Raw genomic sequence first — 16510 nt, 5'->3', positions numbered from 1 at the left:
CTAGCGTTGACCGACGGCGGCGGTAAGAGTGGTTTCTCGGCTGTGGACAACGGCAAGGCGTGCCGGTCGCGGGTTAACAGAGTGTCATCTACTTCCCTTGCAGGTCCCGTCATGCAGATACTGGTGACGCAGGATCATGAGTCCCAACGTGAAGCTCTGGCTGGTTGGGCGGCAACCCTCTTTCCGTAGCGGGGTGCCCCAGATGAGGATCCGGCCGTGTCGCGTCCGCGAACGGCAAGTACGGCGCTCCCCAGCGGTGCGTCCCGTCGAAGGGTTTCCCGTGCCTCACCAGTCCTCCCCGTCAGATCAGTCCGCGCCGGGCTCGAACAGCCGCCGCCAGATCCGGTTCAACGCCTTTGACATGAACTGCGTGGGCCACCAGTCCCCCGGCCTGTGGCGTCATCCGCAGGACCAGTCCGCGAACTACACGGACATCCGGTACTGGGCCAACCTCGCCCAAACCTGCGAGCGCGGGCTGTTCGACGGCATCTTCATCGCCGATGTGCTGGGCACCTATGACGTGTACGGGAACTCCAACGAGGCCACCCTCCGGCAGGGCACCCAGGTTCCGGTGAACGACCCGCTCCTGCTGGTTTCCGCCATGGCCCTGGTGACCGAGCACCTTGGCTTCGGAGTCACCGCTGGCACCGCCTATGAGCATCCCTACCCCTTCGCCCGCCGCCTCTCCACCCTGGACCACATCACCAACGGGCGGGTCGGTTGGAATGTGGTGACCGGCTATCTTCCCTCCGCCGCCCGGAACCTGGGCGCCGAAGACCAGCTGGAACATGACGAGCGCTACAACCACGCGGACGAATACCTCGAGGTGATCTACAAACTGCTGGAAGGCTCCTGGGAGGACGACGCCGTCGTCCGCGACAGGGAACGTGGCATCTTCACTGACCCGGCGAAGGTCCACGACATCAACCACGAGGGCAAGTACTTCAAGGTGCCCGGCATCCACATCAGCGAACCGTCCCCGCAGCGCACCCCGGTGATCTACCAGGCCGGCGCCTCGCCCCGCGGGATCGCCTTTGCCGCCGGCAACGCTGAGGCCGTTTTTGTGGGCGCTCCGACAGTGGAAAAGCTGAAGGCAACCGTCAGCCGTATCCGGGACGCCGCTGAAGCAGCCGGCCGGGACCGGCACTCCATCCGCATCTATACGCTCCTCACCGTGATCACTGCGGCCACTTCCGCGGAGGCCGCCGCGAAGCATGAGGAATACCAGCGGTATGCCAGTGACGAGGGTGCCCTGGCCCTGATGTCCGGCTGGATGGGGGTGGACCTGTCCACCTACAACCTGGACGAACCGCTGGGCAACGTGCAGTCCAACGCCATCCAGTCCGCGGCGGCGAACTTCCAGAAGGCCAAGGACGACGGCGAACCCTGGACGGTGCGCGACATCGCCGAATCCGCCGGGATCGGCGGCCTTGGTCCGCGGATGGTTGGCTCCGGAGCCGAAATCGCGGAAGAACTGATCCGCTGGCAGGAGGAGACCGACGTCGACGGCTTCAATCTGGCCTATGCCATCACGCCGGGAACCTTCGAGGACATCGTGGAATTCGTGGTGCCCGAACTGCAGAAACGCGGCGCATACCGGACCGGATACACGCCGGGTACGCTGCGCCACAAGTTGTTCGGAGCCGGAGACAAGCTGCCTGCCGAACACCGCGGCGCCTCCTTCCGCCGGCAGCCGGCGGCCGCGGAACGGTAAGCCGCCAGCCGGTAAGCCGCCGACCGGTAAGCCGCCAGCCGGTAAGCTGCGGGCCGGGCAGCCGGGGGACACCCCCGGGGTCGGACACCCGGGGGCCGCTTCCGGGGCCGGGTTCCGGGCGGGGGCATTGACCGGGGCCGGAGCGTCTCCTTACGTTTGAAGGGTCCGCAGTGCCCCTCCCGCGAGCAGGAGTCTGTCATGGAACTTTCCCCCAGTGCCTCCGGAATGGCCCTTTCCGCCGACGGCACCCAGATCGCCTGGTCCCGGCAGGGCGACGGCCCGCCGCTGGTGATCGTGGATCCGCTGACCTCGGACCGGAACAGTTCCGGCACCCGTGCACTGGCGAATCTGTTGTCCGGGAACCACACGGTGTACACGTATGACCGCCGCGGGCTGGGCGAGAGCGGACTCGGCGAGGAGTACACCGCCGAGTCCGACGTCGATGACCTGCTGGCCGTGGTGCAGGTGGCCGGCGGCACAGCAGACCTCTACGGCTTTGCGTCGGGGGCGTTCCTCGCGCTGCGGGCCGCCGAGGAATCCGCCGTCATCACCCGCGTTGTGGCGCTGGAACCGGCCCTGGCCCTGGATGAAGGCGAGGACGAGCTGCTGGTGCTGCAGACGGAGCTGGAAGGACTCGGCGGCGTCCAGGTCCCCGTGCTGGTCCTTGCCGGAAGCACCAGCGGGGATGAGACCCAAGACCTCGCCCGCCGGGCAGCGGCTGCCCTGGACGAGGGAGAGTTCCAGCTGGTGGAGGGTGACGTCTCCCGGGTGCCGGACGCTGCCCTGGCCGAGGCCATCGAATCTTTCCTGGGCTGATCAGGCCGGCCGGGTAAGCTGGAGCCCCGATTCCAGGACTCCACCGAAGGACAGCAGATGCCGCACGTCAATGACCCCGCAGTTATCGAATCCCTGCTGAAGAACAAGGGCCGCTGGGCCGTGGTGGGCCTGTCCAACAACCCCCTGCGCACCGCCGTCGGTGTGTCCCGCTATATCCAGGACCATTTGGGCATGGAAATCATTCCGGTGAGTCTCAAGGGCGACGACGTGCACGGCAACAAGGGCTACCGAAGCCTCCACGAGGTTCCGGGCCGCATCGACGTCGTGGACTGTTTCGTGAACTCATCCCGCGTGGGCGCAATTGTTGACCAGGCCATCGAGGTGGGGGCCAAAGCCGTGTGGCTGCAGCTGGGCGTCATTGACGAGGCCGCGGCGCAGCGGGCGGCCGACGCCGGGCTGGATGTCGTCATGAACACCTGCCCGGTCATTGAAGCACCGCACTTCGGCCTTTAGCCCGCTGGCGCCCGCGCGCTCTTTCTTCCCTCTGGTCTTTTACCTGCCATCCTGCGGGATGCCCGCATTCGCTGTGGAACTCCCGGATGACGCGGGACAGGTCATGATTCGCAATGCTTCGCCGCATCAGGACATTTGATTGCGCATCTGCACTGCCCCGGCGACCATGGAACCTGTAACCATCCAGAGCGGCTGAGAGACCTGGCTCCGTGACGCCGCAGCAACCCTTCCGCGATCCTGCGGAGCAAGGGTGCTACCGCCAGGACCGATGGAGAAGCACCCGCTTTCGCCCGGTCCCCTGCAGTGCGCTCCGGCGCACCCGCCGGCGGTCCGGCCTGCGGCGGCACCTCTTCTCGGGCTTGGACCCAGGAGGAACACATGATCCGGATTGAGAACGTCTCAACCGTTTTTGACACCGGCGGGCAGCAACTGACTGCCGTCGACAACGTCTCACTGAACATTGGCCGCGGAAGCATCCAGGGCATCATCGGGTTCTCCGGTGCCGGCAAATCAACCCTCCTGCGCAACATCAACCTGCTGGAGCGGCCAGCATCCGGCCGGGTGTTGGTGGACGGAGTAGACCTTGTGGGCCTTACGCCCCTGGAGCTGCGCAAACGCCGCCACGGCATCGGCATGATCTTCCAGCACTTCAACCTGCTCAGCAATCTCACTGCAGCCCAGAACGTGGAACTGTCGCTGAAGTTCGCGGGTATCGGCAACTCGGCCCAGCGTCGCAAAAGGGCGCTGGAAGCACTGGAAATTGTTGACCTGCAGGAGAAGGCCGGAACGTATCCGGCCAAGCTTTCCGGCGGGCAGAAGCAGCGCGTCGCCATCGCCCGCGCCCTTGCCACCAAGCCCAAGGTGCTGCTCTGCGACGAACCCACCTCCGCCGTCGACCCCCGGACCACGGCCTCGGTGCTGCAGTACCTGGCGGATGTCAACGCCCGCTTTGGCATCACCATTGTGGTGGTCACCCATGAAATGAACGTTATTAAGGCCATCGCTGAGAACGTTGCCGTCATGGAAGCGGGCCGGGTGGTGGAGCAGTTCGACCTGAGTGAGCTGAAGCGTCCCGGGTTCAGCCCCGCCACGTCGATTGGACGTTATCTGGTGTCGGACGAGATCCGGCTTGAGCGGCCCGAAGCCCACCGCAAGGGGGCCCTCCATGTTTGACCGCGTCCTTGAGGTTTGGCCCGAACTGCTGGCCGCGCTGGGTGAGACCGGCACCATGTTGATCATTGCCATTCCGCTGGCGGTGCTGCTGGGTACCCCGCTGGGGGTGCTGCTGTACGCCGTCGGACCCCAAGGACTGTCACCCCGGCCCAAGCTGCACCGGATCCTGGACACGCTGGTGAACCTGGTGCGCTCCTTCCCATTCCTTATCCTGCTGATCGCCATCATCCCGTTCACTCGGCTCCTGGTGGGAACCACCATCGGCACGGCGGCCGTCATCGTGCCGCTGACCATCAATGCGGTGCCCTACTTTGCCCGCTTCGTTGAACAGAACATCACCTCGCTGGGAGGCGGCGTGGTGGAAGCGGCGCGTTCAATGGGAGCCGGCCGGCTGCAGATCGTCCGCGACGTGCTGCTCGTGGAGGCCCGCCCGGGCCTGATCAGTTCGGTCACCATCATGACCGTCAGCTTCATCTCCTACTCGGCCATGGCCGGGCTGGTTGGCGGCGGCGGGATCGGCGACTTTGCGATCCGCTACGGCTACTACCGCTACGAAACCGGGCTGATGGTCACCGCCATTGTGCTCATGGTCCTGCTGGTGCAGGCCGTGCAGCTGAGCGGTTCCTGGATCTCCCGCCGCGCCGACAAGCGCGTCTGACCCGCCGCTGATCCCTTCCAGCGCCCGCACTCCAACTTTCGACGAGGACACTTTGCACTCCATCTCACCCAAAAACAGTTCAGCTCCGCCCGCACTCAGCCGCAGGACCTTGCTTGCCTACCTCGCGGCTGCCGGGGCTGCCGCGCCAATCCTGGGCGGCTGCGGGTCCCGTTCCGCCAGTGCCGGCACCGACGAACGGACCATCCGTCTCATTTCCTCGCAGGTCAAGGTTTACGAGGAACCGGTGGGCATCGCCGGCCGGCTGCTTTCCGAAAAGGGCTGGAAGCTGCAGCCAACCTTTGTCAATGACATCAACCAGCCCAACATTGCGGTGGCCAACGGTGAGGCGGATGCCAACTGCTTCCAGCACATGGCTTACCTGGCGCAGTTCAACCGGGACAAGGGCTTGGATCTGGTGCCCCTGTTCTATATCCGCAACTCGCCGGCAGTGCTGTACTCCCGCCGGCACGCGGCGCTGGCCGACCTGCCCGACGGCGCGACCATCAGCATCCCGGTGGATCCCGCCAACAACGGCCGCGCCCTGTTCATGCTCCGCGCCCACGGCCTCCTGGAACTGACCGACGGCGTCACTGTAGTCAACGCCTCGCAGCAGGACATCACCGCAAACCCGCGGAACCTGGTGTTCGTGGAGGTGGACCAGCTGTCGCTGAGCCAGACCCTGGCGGACGTGGACGCCGGTTTCATGTTCCAGTCCACCGCGATCGACGCCGGCATCGACAAGGAGGCCACGGTGGTGGCCGAGGAACAGGAGGCGGACGAGGTCCCTTACCGCTCGGTCTTTGCCGGCACCCGGGAATTTGCCGCAAGCGAGGGCGCCCGGGAACTGCGCGCCGCAGTCCAAAGCCCCGAGGTCCGGGAGTTCTTTGCCGGATACCAGGACGGGTTCTTCCAGCTTCCCTGGGACGAGGATCCGTTGCCCGCCTTCGAACAGCTCAGCTGAGCCTGAGCGAGAGGACACCATGAGCACCCCCAGTTCCCGCTATCCGCAGGGCCGTCCGCGGCTGCTGCTCAACGCGTTCCTGATGAACACCGCCAGCCACATCCGGGGTGGACAGTGGCGCCACCCCGATGCCGAACAGCACCGCTTCAACGAACTTTCCCTCTGGACCGGGCTGGCGCGGCAGCTGGAAGAGGCCAAATTTGACGCCCTCTTTTTCGCCGACGTCGCAGGCCTGTACGGAGACCACGGCGGCGGGTGGGCGTCCCATGTGCGCCGGGGCCTGCAGGTGCCGGCCAACGATCCGGTGCTGCTGCTGGCTGCCCTCGCCGGGGCGACGAGCGAAATTGGCCTGGCTGCGACGTCGTCGGTAATCCAGTCCCATCCCTTCCAGTTTGCACGCCAGATGTCCACGCTGGACCACCTCAGCAACGGCCGTGCCGGCTGGAATATCGTGACGTCGGTGCTGGAGAATGCGCACCGCAACTTTGGTTCGGACGGGCTGACCGCCCACGACCGCCGCTACGACTGGGCGGATGAGTACGTGGAAGCCGTCTTCAAGCTCTGGGAGGGTTCCTGGGATGAGGGCGCCCTGCTTCGGGACAAGGCATCGGGCGTTTATGCGGATCCGCAGAAGGTGCACAAGATCCATCACCGGGGAGAGCGGTATTCGATTGAGGGCCCGCATCTGAGCGCGCCGTCACCACAGCGCACTCCCTTCCTGTTCCAGGCGGGCAGTTCCGGGCGCGGCCAGCAGTTCGCTGCAGCCAACGCCGAAGCAACGTTTATTTTCGCTCCGGGTCCCGAGCACGCGGGAAAGGTGGCGGCCGGGGTGCGCCGGCATGCCGCCGCCGCCGGCCGGCTGCCCGGGGACATCAAGGTTTTCACCGGGTTGTCCTTCGTCGTGGGCGGAACCGAGGCGGAAGCCCGCCGGAAGAGGGCTGAGCTGGACGAATACCTGGATCTGGACGCCGTCGTCGCCCACATCGGCGGCGGGCTTGGCGTGGACTTTGGCGGACTGCCGCTGGATACCCCGGTGGGAAGCATTGAAACCGAGGGCGGGCGGGGCGTGCTGGACGCCATCATCGCCTCCACCCCGGGTCGCAACCCCACCCTGGCGGACGTTGCCCGGTACCGCACAGAGGCGCAGCAGGTGGTGGGAACCCCTGAACAGATCGCCGATGCACTGGAACGCTGGCAGGACGCCGGCGTGGACGGCATCAACATCATCAACGCCGTGCTGCCCGGCTCCTACACCGATTTCATTGACGGGGTGCTGCCCGAACTGCGCAGCCGCGGACTGGCGCAAACCGAATACGCCCGGGGCACCTTCCGGGAAAAGGTCTTTGGCCGCAGTGCGGAATACCCCGGTCAGCTGCTGAATGACCGTCATCCGGCGGCCCGCTGCCGCGGGGCGTTCGGCGCTCCCGGCCGGGCCGTTCAACCTGCCGCCTCGTCCGGCTTGCTCGGAGAACCCCAACGAATCCCGGCCGCCGCAGCCGCCGCGGCCCGAAAGGACTGATTGTGCAGCGCAGACATTTCCTCCGCCTGGCCCTGGCCGGCAGCAGCGCCGCCGCGCTGGCGGCTGCCACCGGCTGCGGCTTCAGCTCTTCAGCCTCCTCTGCCGCCGATGACCGGCGGATCCGGATTGTCGTCACGGAGTCCGCCCCGTACCAGGAGCCAACCAAAATTGCCCAGCGGCTCCTGAAAGAACAGGGCTGGACGCTGGACGCCACCTACGTTACCGACATCATCCAGCCCAACCTGGCCGTCTCCAACGGTGAGTTTGACGCCAACTATTTCCAGCACGGTGCCTATCTCCAGCAGTTCAACGCGGACAAGAACCTGCAGCTGGAACCGTTGTTCTACGTCTACGGGTCACCGGGCGGCATCTGGTCCGAACGTTGGAAATCCCTTCAGGAACTGCCCGACGGCGCGCGGATCGCCCTGCCGGTGGACCCGGCAAACAACGGCCGCGCGCTGGTTCTGCTGCGGGACGCGGGGCTGCTGGAACTGCAGGACGGTGTGGGTGTCATCAAGGTCTCGCAGGAATCCATCACTGCGAATCCGCGGAACCTGGAGTTCGTGGAGGTGGACCAGCAATCACTGTCGAAAACCCTGCCGGACGTTGACGCCGGGTTTCTGTTCGTCCGGCTGGCAGCAGAAATTGGCCTGAAGGTTGACGGGGCGCTGGCCTTTGAAGCGGAAGCGGACCAGCTGCCGTTCCGCTGTGTGGTTGCCGGCACCGCGGTTTTCGCGGCCACCGAAAAAGCCCGAGTGCTGCAGGAGGCGTACCAGTCGGAAGAAGTCCGCGGATGGTTTGCGGACTATATGGGCGGCGTGCTGCCCACTCCATGGGACGCTGACCCGCTTGATGAGCTGTCGAAGTGGTGGCAGGCATGAGCGCCGGAATTCCCGCCGGGACGGAAGTTGGCGCGGAGTCCCGGTACCAGCTGCTCGCGGCCCGGTTCCGGCCCGTGTTTGCACGGATAGCCGAAGGATCCCTGGACCGTGAACTGACCCGGACGCTGCCTTTTGAGCAGGTGCGCTGGCTCAAGGAGTCCGGTTTTGGTGCCGTCCGGCTGCCGGCTGAAGCCGGCGGCAGCGGCGCCAGCCATGCGGAGTTCTTCCGGCTGCTGGTGGAGCTGGCCGAAGCGGATTCGAATGTGGCGCATCTGCTGCGTTCCCATTTCGCATTCGTGGAAACCATCGGCCGCGAAGACGCCGGATTCCGCGAGCACTGGTATCCGCGGGTCGCGGCCGGGAAGATCTTCGGAAATGCTGCCACCGAACGTTCCGGCAATGCCTTGGGCACCACCAACACCAAACTGCGCCCGGGCCCGCAGGGATGGGTGCTGAACGGCGAAAAGTACTACACGACGGGCAGCATCTTTGCTGACTGGATTGCCGTCATGGCCACTACCGACGGCGTTTCCGGCCGGCAGTATGCCGTGGTGCCGGTGACCAGCAAGGGAGTGCGGATCTTGGACGACTGGGACGGCTTCGGCCAGCAGCACACCGGCACCGGCACCACCTGTTTCACGGATGTTCAGGTGCCCGCCCGGGACGTCATTCCACGCGGTGCTGCGGAGAGCACGCTGGAGGCGGCGTTCTTCCAGCTGGTGCTCCTTGCCGTTCTTGCCGGCATCGGGCGGGCGGCCGTCCGGGACGCTGCTGCCCTGGTCCGCGGCCGCAAACGCACCTTCAACACCGGAAGTGGAACCCTCTTCCGGCATGATCCCCTGATCCAGCAGCTGGTGGGGCGGCTCTCGGCCAAAGCCGCAGCGGCGGAGGCAACCGTGCTGGCCGCCGCCGCGGAACTTGACGCCGCCTCCGACCCGGCCCTGAACCTTGACCCGGGGCAGGCCTATCTGCGCGGCGAGCTGGCAGTGGACCGGGCACAGATCATTGTTCCGGAGCTGGTCCTGGATGTGGCACAGGGCCTGTTTGACGTCACGGGCGCGTCAGCGGTGTCAAGGGACAAGGCCCTGGACCGGCACTGGCGAAATGCCCGAACGGTGGCCACTCACAACCCCGCGGTTTTCAAGGCACGCGGGGTGGGGGACTGGGAGATCAACGGCACGGTGCCGCAGGGACTTGGGAGCATCGGGGATGCACCGGGGGCGGGCGCTTCATAGCTGCGCCAGCCGGGGCCCGGCGGTTTGCGCCTGTCGGTTTCCCGGCTGCCACGGGTCCTACAACTTGGCGAACCGGGCGCGCAGGATGCCGGTGTACAGCCCGTAACACATCAGCCCTACGCCCACCGCTCCCAGCGCCAGTCCGCCGAAAGGCTGCCCGCGCAGGGCGTGGAGGGCGCCGTCGAGCCCCGTGGATTTCCCGGGATCGGAGGTGAAGGCGGCAACCGTTACGAGAATGCCCAGGATCACCAGGGAAATGCCCTTGGCGACATAGCCCAGCGTGCCGGTGACAGTGACGGCGCGGGCCCAGGTGCCCGCCCGCACTGCCTTCAGCTTCTTGCGGAAGCCCTGGGTTGCACCGTTGTAGACAAAGTAGCCGCCGACGACGACGATCCCGAGTCCCACCAAGCCCAGCAGCACTGCGCCGGCCGGCTGTTCCATCAGCCGGGCACTCCAGCCGGCCGAACTCTGTCCGCTGTCCTTGCCGCCGCCCATGGCGAAGGTTCCGAAGGACACTCCAATGGCAGCGTAGGTGACGGCCTGGCCTGCGGCCGAAGCGCGAACCTTCCACGCCTCGCGGCCTTCGCTGGCGCGCCCGTCGAGCCAGACGCGGGAAAGCTGGAACAGCGCCAGCGTGAGGCAGCCCAGGAAACAGATCCACAGCAGGACCAAGCCGCCGGGCTGCCCGGCCAGGGCTGCCAGGGCGCCGGAGGAGTCCGCATCCCCGCTGCCGCCGGTCGCGATCCGCAGCGCAATGACGCCGATCAGCAGGTGCAGGAGCCCGCTGGCCACGTAGCCCAAGCGGGCGGCGCGCTCGAAACCTTTCGAATCGGCTGCCTTTTCCGCGGCGGAAGTGAGTCTGTCTCCGTGACCTGCCTGAACCAAAACTGTCCTCCAAATGCGGGCGCACAGCCCGGGGCGTGCGCCGGATGAAATACCGGTCTGGATTCCATCCTGTCATCTGTGGCGCAGGTCTGCGGCGGCGGACTAGGCTCGGATGATGGATGCGGCAGAGGTAAAACAGGTGTGCCTGCGGTTCCCGGGCGCTTTTGAGGACTATCCGTTTGGACCTGATACCGCTGTGTTCAAGGTTCGGGCCGCAGGCGGCAGGGCCAAGATGTTCGCGATGTATTCCCCCTCCGTGTCCCCGGTACTCATCAGCCTGAAATGCGAACCGGCTCTGGCCGAGCAGCTGCGGGCTGCGCACCCGCAGATCAACGGCGCGTGGCACATGAACAAGAAGCACTGGAATTCGGTCCTGCTGGACGAAGGCATGGATGATTCCCTGGTGCGCGATCTGGTGGAGGACTCCTACGATCTGGTGGTGGCCTCGCTTCCGGCCCGCGACCGCGAATCTCTGGCGTGGAAAGGCCTGGCAGGCGGATGAGCCGGGAACTGAGCTATCCGGATGCCGGCTGCACCCGCCGGCCGTATCCGCAGCCGCTCACCGATCACTGGCCGGATGGCTACCGGCTGGTGCTGCGCCGCGAACAGCTCGATGTGACGGATCCCGCCGCCGGTTTCCTGCGGCTGGCCAAGGGCATCCTGGACTGGGATCTGCACCGCAAAGCCGGGCTGCGGGTGGCGGCGAGTACGCCGCGTGCAGCCCCGGGGGTGGAAATGGCCTCGGGGGTAGGCGTGGGTCCGCTGCGCTATTACGCCCCGTGCCGTGTCCTGTGGGCCGAGGAACCTGCAGTCGGGGACGACGGCGTTCCCGTGCCGGGTCAGCGCGCCGGCTTTGGCTACGGCACGCTGAAGGGCCACCCGGAACAGGGCGAGGAAGGCTTTTATGCGGAGTTGGACCGGGACGGAAAGCTGATCTTCCGGGTTGCCGCGTACAGCCGCCCGGCGAACCGGGTGATCGCGGCCGGGGATTTCGCCAACCGGGGCGTGCAGGCCTTCATCACCCGGCGGTACCTGGCCGCAGCCTACCGGCTCGCGTCCGGCAGCTGAGCACGTCTCAGGACGAAGCCCAGTCCCAGGCCGGGCACCTCAACGGGGAGGAATCCGGCGGTGAGCAGGAGCGCCTGGGATGCGGTGTTTTCTTCCTCAGTATGGGCAATAACCCGTGACACAGCGGGCTGTTCCAGCGCCTGCCGGGCCAGGGCGATCAGCGCTTCCGTGGCATAGCCGCGGCCGCGCCGGGAAGGAACCACACTGTAGCTGACCTCTACGTCACCCTCTTCGGGGAGGATGAGGAAACCGATGGTGCCCACAACCTCGGCTGTGTCGCGTTCGCGAATGAAGCGTGTGGTCAACGGGTCAGCGACCCTGGTCAGGCCCTGTTCAAAAAACTGGCGGGCGGCGTCGTGGTCGGTGGGCTGCGGAAAGTCTGCGGCCCAGTCCGGCAGCCGGGTCTGGATGATGAGGGCGTCCACCTCGGGGGCGGAAATGGGGTCCAGCTGCAGCCGTTCGGTAATGATTCCGGTTGACGGGGCCGAACGTTCAGGGGTAACAGTCACAGCATAATTGTGCACCCCTAGCTGACATTTCCTGATATCGGGTGAGGTGATCCTCCTTCCCCCGCGAACTGGCAGTAGGTGTCCTTCCCAGCGCTGGGAAGGACACCTACTGCCATCTCGGCGGGGCTGTGGATATCCTCGGCGGCGGCAGCACAAAAGGGTCATTCTTGCCGCATGCGAATTCCTGAGCCGTTGCCTGATTCCCTGCGAGCCGAGCCGTTTACCGTTGAGGAAGCCGACGCGTACGGTGTCAGCCGCGGCCGTCTGCGGCACCGCCGGATTGTTCAGCTAAGCCGGTCCATCAAATGCGTCGATGCCATGGACCTTGCGGAGCAGCACTGGCTTCCGCCGCACCGCCGCTACCGCGCGTATACCCGGGTGACCCTGTATTCGGTGGCCTCCCACCGCACGGCCGCCGAAGTATGGGGATTTCCGCTGCCGCCTCCGGACGACGGCGGGCTGCTGCACATCCTGCGACCGGCCGGGATGGCGCCCCAGCGGCGAAAGGGAGTCTGCGGCCACACCGGCCGCTTGTTTGCGGGGGAGGTCTGCGTGGTGGAGGGGCTTACGCTCACCTCCAGGGAAAAGACGTGGCTGGATCTGGCGCACCGGCTAAGCATCACCGATCTGACGGTGATTGCTGATTTTCTGATCCGGATGCCCCGGCCCGAGTACGAAGACAGGACGACGCCGTATGCCACCCAGGCGTCACTGCTGGCGGTGATCAGCCGGCACGGCGGCAAGCGGGGAATCCGTAAGGCCCGGGCGGCGCTGGAATTGAGCAGGATCGGAGCGGACTCTCCGCCGGAAACCCGCCTTCGCCTGGCATTGATTGAAGCGGGCCTGCCGGAGCCGCTGGTGAATGAGCCGATTCACGACGACGACGGCGGTGCCCACCACCAGCCGGACCTCACCTATCCGCTGTACAAAGTGGCAGTGGAATATGAAGGGGCAGGCCACAGCCAAACCGATCAGGTTGAGCGGGACATTCTCCGGGAGGAACGTATCCGTGCCCTGGGCTGGTACGAGGTCCGTATTTCTCGCCAGCACATGCGCGGGGATGCCCGGGACGCGGTCAACAAAGTTCGGGCGGCACTGGTCGCTGCCGGATGGCGGGCAGGCCCTGCTGCCCCGTAAACCCTCCGCGAGATGACAGTAGGTGTACGTCTCGGGCCTGAGACGTACACCTACTGGTATATCGATGGGAGGGAAGGAGGGAAGGGGAAGAAGGAAGGCTTAGCCGAAGTGCTTCGGCAGGGTCCCCTCGTAGGCTTCCTTCAGCTCGGCGAGCGGCAGGGAGAACTGGCCCTGGAAATCCAGCGCCTCAATCTCGGTGTCCACTACGCCAATGCGCATGTGCGCGTAACCGCGGGCGGAGCACATGTCCTTGAAGCGGACCTCCTCGCTGCGGGCCACGGACACCAGGGCACGGGACTGGGATTCGGAGAACAGCATCGTGAACAGGTCCACTCCGTCGCGCTCGCAGACCTCGTCCAGCCCGATGCGTGCACCCACGCCAAAGCGCAGCGCCATCTCGGACAGTGCAGCAGCCAGTCCGCCCTCGGAGAGGTCATGGGCTGCGTCGATCATGCCGTCGCGCGAGGCGTTGACCAGCAGCTCGCCCAGCAGCTTCTCGCGCTGCAGGTCCACCACGGGCGGCTGTCCGCCCAGGTGGCCCTTCAGGTTGGCGAATTCGGAGCCGTCCAGCTCGTCCTTCGTGACACCCATCAGGTAGATCGCCTGTCCGTCCTCACGCCAGCCCGACGGCGTGCGCCGGGCAACGTCGTCGAACACGCCCAGCACGCCCACCACGGGAGTGGGATGGATGGCAACGCCGCCGGTCTGGTTGTAGAGCGACACGTTGCCGCCGGTGACCGGGATGCCCAGTTCCTTGCAGCCGTCAGCCAGGCCGCGTACGGCCTCGGCAAACTGCCACATGACCTCGGGGTCCTCGGGGGAGCCGAAGTTCAGGCAGTCGGTGACGGCCAGGGGGATGGCTCCGGAGGTGGAGACGTTGCGGTAGGACTCGGCCAGGGCCAGCTTCGCGCCCTCGTACGGGTTGAGGTAGGCGTAGCGGCCGTTTGCATCGGTGGAGACCGCCACGCCCAGGCCGGTGGTTTCATCCACGCGGATGACGCCGGCGTCGTCGGGCATGGCCAGCGCGGTGTTGCCCTGCACATAGCGGTCAAACTGGTTGGTGACCCAGGACTTGTCACACATGTTCGGGGACGCCATGAGCTCCAGGATGGAGGACTTGATGGCTTCGCTGCCGAACGGGCGGGTCTCGGCGAACGTATCCGCCTGCACCTTGTCCTGCCATTCGGGGCGGTGGAACGGACGGTGGTAGACGGGGCCTTCGTGCGCCACGGTCTTCGGGTCCACGTCCACAATGGTCTCGCCGTCCCAGTCGATGATCAGCCGGCCGCTGCCGGTGACCTCGCCAAGCCAGGAGTACTCCACGTTCCACTTGTCCATAATGGCTTCGAACGCCTCAACGTTCTCCGGCGTCACCACGGCCATCATGCGTTCCTGGGACTCTGACATCAGGATTTCGCCCGGGGTCAGGGTGGGATCGCGCAGCAGCACCTTGGTCAGTTCCACGTGCATGCCGCCGTCGCCGTTGGAGGCGAGCTCCGACGTCGCGCAGGAGATGCCGGCCGCACCCAGGTCCTGGATGCCCTCCACCACGGAGGACTTGAACAGTTCCAGGCAGCACTCGATGAGGACCTTTTCGGCGAACGGATCGCCCACCTGGACGGCGGGGCGCTTGGACGGCTTGTCCGCGTCGAAGGATTCCGAGGCCAGCACCGAGGCGCCGCCAATGCCGTCGCCGCCGGTGCGCGCACCGAAGAGGACCACCTTGTTGCCGGTGCCGGAGGCGTTGGCCAGGCGGATGTCTTCGTGGCGCATGACGCCCACGGCCAGGGCGTTGACCAGCGGGTTGCCCTGGTAGACGGAGTCAAAGACCAGTTCCCCGCCAATGTTCGGCAGGCCCAGGGAGTTGCCGTAGCCGCCGATGCCGGAGACGATGCCGTGCACCAGCCGGGCGGTGTCCGGGTGGTCAATGGCGCCGAAGCGCAGCGGATCCATCACGGCAACGGGGCGGGCACCCATGGAGATGATGTCGCGGACAATGCCGCCGACGCCGGTCGCTGCGCCCTGGTAGGGCTCCACGAAGGAGGGGTGGTTGTGGGATTCCACCTTGAAGGTCACGGCCCAGCCGTCGCCGATGTCCACCACGCCGGCGTTTTCGCCGATGCCCACCAGCAGGTGTTCCTTCATTTTCTCGGTGACCTTTTCGCCGAACTGCGAGAGGTGCACCTTGGAGGACTTGTAGGAGCAGTGCTCGGACCACATGACCGAGTACATGGCCAGTTCAGCGGCGGTGGGCCGGCGGCCCAGAATCTCCACCACGCGGTTAAACTCGTCTTCCTTCAGGCCCAGTTCGGCCCAGGGGAGGTCGGTTTCCGGAGTGGCGGCGGCGTGCTCAACCGTGTCGATGCGGAATTTCTTCGTCCCGGCGGTGGAGTCTGCGGACACTGTCATTATTTGCCTCCGGCAACGAGCGAAGTGAGTACTGATGTGAAGATGCCCAGGCCGTCGGTGCCGTAGCCCAGCCCAACCTCGCCGTAGGCGGAGGAATCCGGGCCGAAGCCTGCTTCCACAGCGTGCTCGGGGTGCGGCATGAGCCCGACGACGTTGCCTGCGGCGTTGGTGATGCCGGCAATGTTGCGGCGCGAGCCGTTGGGGTTGACGCCGTCGTAGCGGAACACCACGCGGCCTTCACCCTCCAGCTCGTCCAGCGTCTTCTCGTCGGCGACGTACTGGCCGTCCTGGTTCTTCAGCGGAATGACCATGCCGGAGTCCTTGGCATAGGCGCCGGTCCAGGCCGTGGTGTTGTTTTCCACGCGCAGCAGCTGGTCCGCGCAGGAGAACTTCAGATGGTTGTTCTTGATCATGGAGCCGGGCAGCAGGTGCGCTTCGGTGAGGATCTGGAAGCCGTTGCAGATGCCCAGCACGGGCATGCCGCCCCTGGATGCATCCACGACCTTGTCCATCAGCGGGGCAAAGCGGGCAATGGCGCCCGCGCGCAGGTAGTCGCCGTAGGAGAAACCGCCGGGAATGATGACGGCGTCCACGGACTGCAGGTTGGCCTCGTTGTGCCAGAGGCCGACGGCGGTGCCGCCGGCCAGCGTGACTGCACGGGCGGCGTCGCGGTCATCCAGGGTGCCGGGAAAGGTGATGATGCCGATCCGGACGGCCCGCAGCTGTTCGTTGTCTGGCGCAACGGAGAAATCGCCGATCAGGGGAGTGCTCAAAATCAGGCCTCCGAGATTACTTCAACGCGGGTGACGTCCTCGATGACCGGGTTGGACAGCAGTGTGGCGGCTGCCGTGCGGGCCTGTTCCAGGACCTCTTCCGTGACGTCTCCGTCCACGGTCAGCTCAAAGCGCTTGCCCTGGCGGACACCGGTGAACCCGGTGAGGCCCAGCCGCGGAAGGGCGCCGGCGATGGCCTTTCCCTGCGGATCGAGAATTTCAGGTTTGGGCATGACGTCAACAACGATCCGGGGCATCCGGGCAACTCCTGTAAGAGAAATGGGTGGCCGCGGACCCT

Annotated in this window: 17 protein-coding genes and 2 riboswitches; of the genes, 12 read left to right on the top strand and 5 right to left on the bottom strand. The window is 66.0% G+C overall.

The window, feature by feature from the left end; all coding sequences use genetic code 11:
- The first annotated feature begins 132 nt into the window (after nucleotides 1-132).
- Nucleotides 133-247: riboswitch (SAM riboswitch) on the top strand.
- From ACIQXM_RS07085 to ACIQXM_RS07045, 9 genes are all read left to right on the top strand, one after another.
- On the top strand, nucleotides 203-1714 hold the full coding sequence (locus tag ACIQXM_RS07085; protein ID WP_400929664.1) for an LLM class flavin-dependent oxidoreductase: 1512 nt from the start codon (nucleotides 203-205) through the stop codon (nucleotides 1712-1714). Its footprint overlaps the riboswitch before it by 45 nt.
- A gap of 198 nt (nucleotides 1715-1912) precedes the next feature.
- Nucleotides 1913-2530 carry an alpha/beta fold hydrolase gene (locus tag ACIQXM_RS07080; protein ID WP_400929661.1) on the top strand — a complete coding sequence of 206 codons (618 nt, stop codon included), beginning with the start codon at nucleotides 1913-1915 and terminating at the stop codon, nucleotides 2528-2530.
- A gap of 57 nt (nucleotides 2531-2587) precedes the next feature.
- Complete coding sequence (locus tag ACIQXM_RS07075; RefSeq protein ID WP_400929658.1) at nucleotides 2588-3004, top strand: CoA-binding protein; 417 nt, start codon at nucleotides 2588-2590, stop codon at nucleotides 3002-3004.
- A gap of 176 nt (nucleotides 3005-3180) precedes the next feature.
- A riboswitch (SAM riboswitch) is annotated at nucleotides 3181-3279 on the top strand.
- Between the two features lie 103 nt (nucleotides 3280-3382).
- Entirely contained in the window at nucleotides 3383-4177 is a 795-nt protein-coding gene (locus tag ACIQXM_RS07070) for a methionine ABC transporter ATP-binding protein (RefSeq protein WP_400929655.1), read from the top strand.
- On the top strand, nucleotides 4170-4835 hold the full coding sequence (locus ACIQXM_RS07065) for a methionine ABC transporter permease (protein WP_400929652.1): 666 nt from the start codon (nucleotides 4170-4172) through the stop codon (nucleotides 4833-4835). Before ACIQXM_RS07070 ends, ACIQXM_RS07065 begins: the two co-directional genes overlap by 8 nt.
- A gap of 109 nt (nucleotides 4836-4944) precedes the next feature.
- Nucleotides 4945-5796 (top strand): MetQ/NlpA family ABC transporter substrate-binding protein, encoded by an 852-nt coding sequence (locus ACIQXM_RS07060; protein WP_400929649.1) that lies wholly within the window; start codon nucleotides 4945-4947, stop codon nucleotides 5794-5796.
- Nucleotides 5797-5815: 19 nt separating this feature from the next.
- Complete coding sequence (locus ACIQXM_RS07055; protein ID WP_400929646.1) at nucleotides 5816-7315, top strand: LLM class flavin-dependent oxidoreductase; 1500 nt, start codon at nucleotides 5816-5818, stop codon at nucleotides 7313-7315.
- Between the two features lie 2 nt (nucleotides 7316-7317).
- Nucleotides 7318-8196 (top strand): MetQ/NlpA family ABC transporter substrate-binding protein, encoded by an 879-nt coding sequence (locus ACIQXM_RS07050; protein WP_400929642.1) that lies wholly within the window; start codon nucleotides 7318-7320, stop codon nucleotides 8194-8196.
- Entirely contained in the window at nucleotides 8193-9431 is a 1239-nt protein-coding gene (locus tag ACIQXM_RS07045; RefSeq protein ID WP_400929639.1) for an acyl-CoA dehydrogenase family protein, read from the top strand. Before ACIQXM_RS07050 ends, ACIQXM_RS07045 begins: the two co-directional genes overlap by 4 nt.
- Nucleotides 9432-9488: 57 nt before the next feature.
- Here the strand turns inward: ACIQXM_RS07045 and ACIQXM_RS07040 are convergent, their stop codons facing one another.
- Nucleotides 9489-10316: a DUF1206 domain-containing protein gene (locus ACIQXM_RS07040; protein ID WP_400929636.1), complete on the bottom strand. Its 828-nt coding sequence runs from the start codon at nucleotides 10314-10316 to the stop codon at nucleotides 9489-9491.
- 115 nt (nucleotides 10317-10431) lie between these two features.
- Between ACIQXM_RS07040 and ACIQXM_RS07035 the strand changes: the two genes are divergently transcribed.
- Together ACIQXM_RS07035 and ACIQXM_RS07030 are read left to right on the top strand one after the other, a co-directional pair.
- Nucleotides 10432-10818: an MmcQ/YjbR family DNA-binding protein gene (locus ACIQXM_RS07035; protein ID WP_400929633.1), complete on the top strand. Its 387-nt coding sequence runs from the start codon at nucleotides 10432-10434 to the stop codon at nucleotides 10816-10818.
- Nucleotides 10815-11384 (top strand): DUF1990 family protein, encoded by a 570-nt coding sequence (locus ACIQXM_RS07030; protein ID WP_400929630.1) that lies wholly within the window; start codon nucleotides 10815-10817, stop codon nucleotides 11382-11384. Before ACIQXM_RS07035 ends, ACIQXM_RS07030 begins: the two co-directional genes overlap by 4 nt.
- Here the strand turns inward: ACIQXM_RS07030 and ACIQXM_RS07025 are convergent.
- Nucleotides 11360-11893, bottom strand: a complete 534-nt coding sequence (locus ACIQXM_RS07025) for a GNAT family N-acetyltransferase (RefSeq protein ID WP_400929627.1) — start codon at nucleotides 11891-11893, stop codon at nucleotides 11360-11362. The genes ACIQXM_RS07030 and ACIQXM_RS07025 overlap by 25 nt on opposite strands.
- Nucleotides 11894-12067: 174 nt before the next feature.
- Here ACIQXM_RS07025 and ACIQXM_RS07020 point away from each other — a divergent pair, with 174 nt between their 5' ends.
- Complete coding sequence (locus ACIQXM_RS07020) at nucleotides 12068-13030, top strand: hypothetical protein (RefSeq protein ID WP_400929624.1); 963 nt, start codon at nucleotides 12068-12070, stop codon at nucleotides 13028-13030.
- Between the two features lie 99 nt (nucleotides 13031-13129).
- Here ACIQXM_RS07020 and purL read toward each other — a convergent pair whose 3' ends face one another.
- From purL to purS, 3 genes are read right to left on the bottom strand one after another with little or no spacing between them, the layout of a single operon-like run.
- The gene (gene purL, locus ACIQXM_RS07015; RefSeq protein ID WP_400929621.1) at nucleotides 13130-15439 is read right to left on the bottom strand and encodes a phosphoribosylformylglycinamidine synthase subunit PurL; all 2310 of its coding nucleotides are present in this window, start codon (nucleotides 15437-15439) and stop codon (nucleotides 13130-13132) included.
- On the bottom strand, nucleotides 15439-16215 hold the full coding sequence (gene purQ / locus ACIQXM_RS07010; RefSeq protein WP_400930903.1) for a phosphoribosylformylglycinamidine synthase subunit PurQ: 777 nt from the start codon (nucleotides 16213-16215) through the stop codon (nucleotides 15439-15441). The genes purL and purQ overlap by 1 nt, the downstream gene beginning before the upstream one ends.
- Nucleotides 16215-16469: a phosphoribosylformylglycinamidine synthase subunit PurS gene (gene purS / locus ACIQXM_RS07005; protein ID WP_400929618.1), complete on the bottom strand. Its 255-nt coding sequence runs from the start codon at nucleotides 16467-16469 to the stop codon at nucleotides 16215-16217. Before purS ends, purQ begins: the two co-directional genes overlap by 1 nt.
- Nucleotides 16470-16510 lie beyond the last annotated feature (41 nt).

Source organism: Arthrobacter sp. NPDC097144, assembly GCF_044762205.1.
Classification (GTDB): domain Bacteria; phylum Actinomycetota; class Actinomycetes; order Actinomycetales; family Micrococcaceae; genus Arthrobacter_B.
The sequence above is the reverse complement of the archived record's forward strand: the minus strand, read 5'-3'. Positions and strand labels throughout refer to the sequence as shown.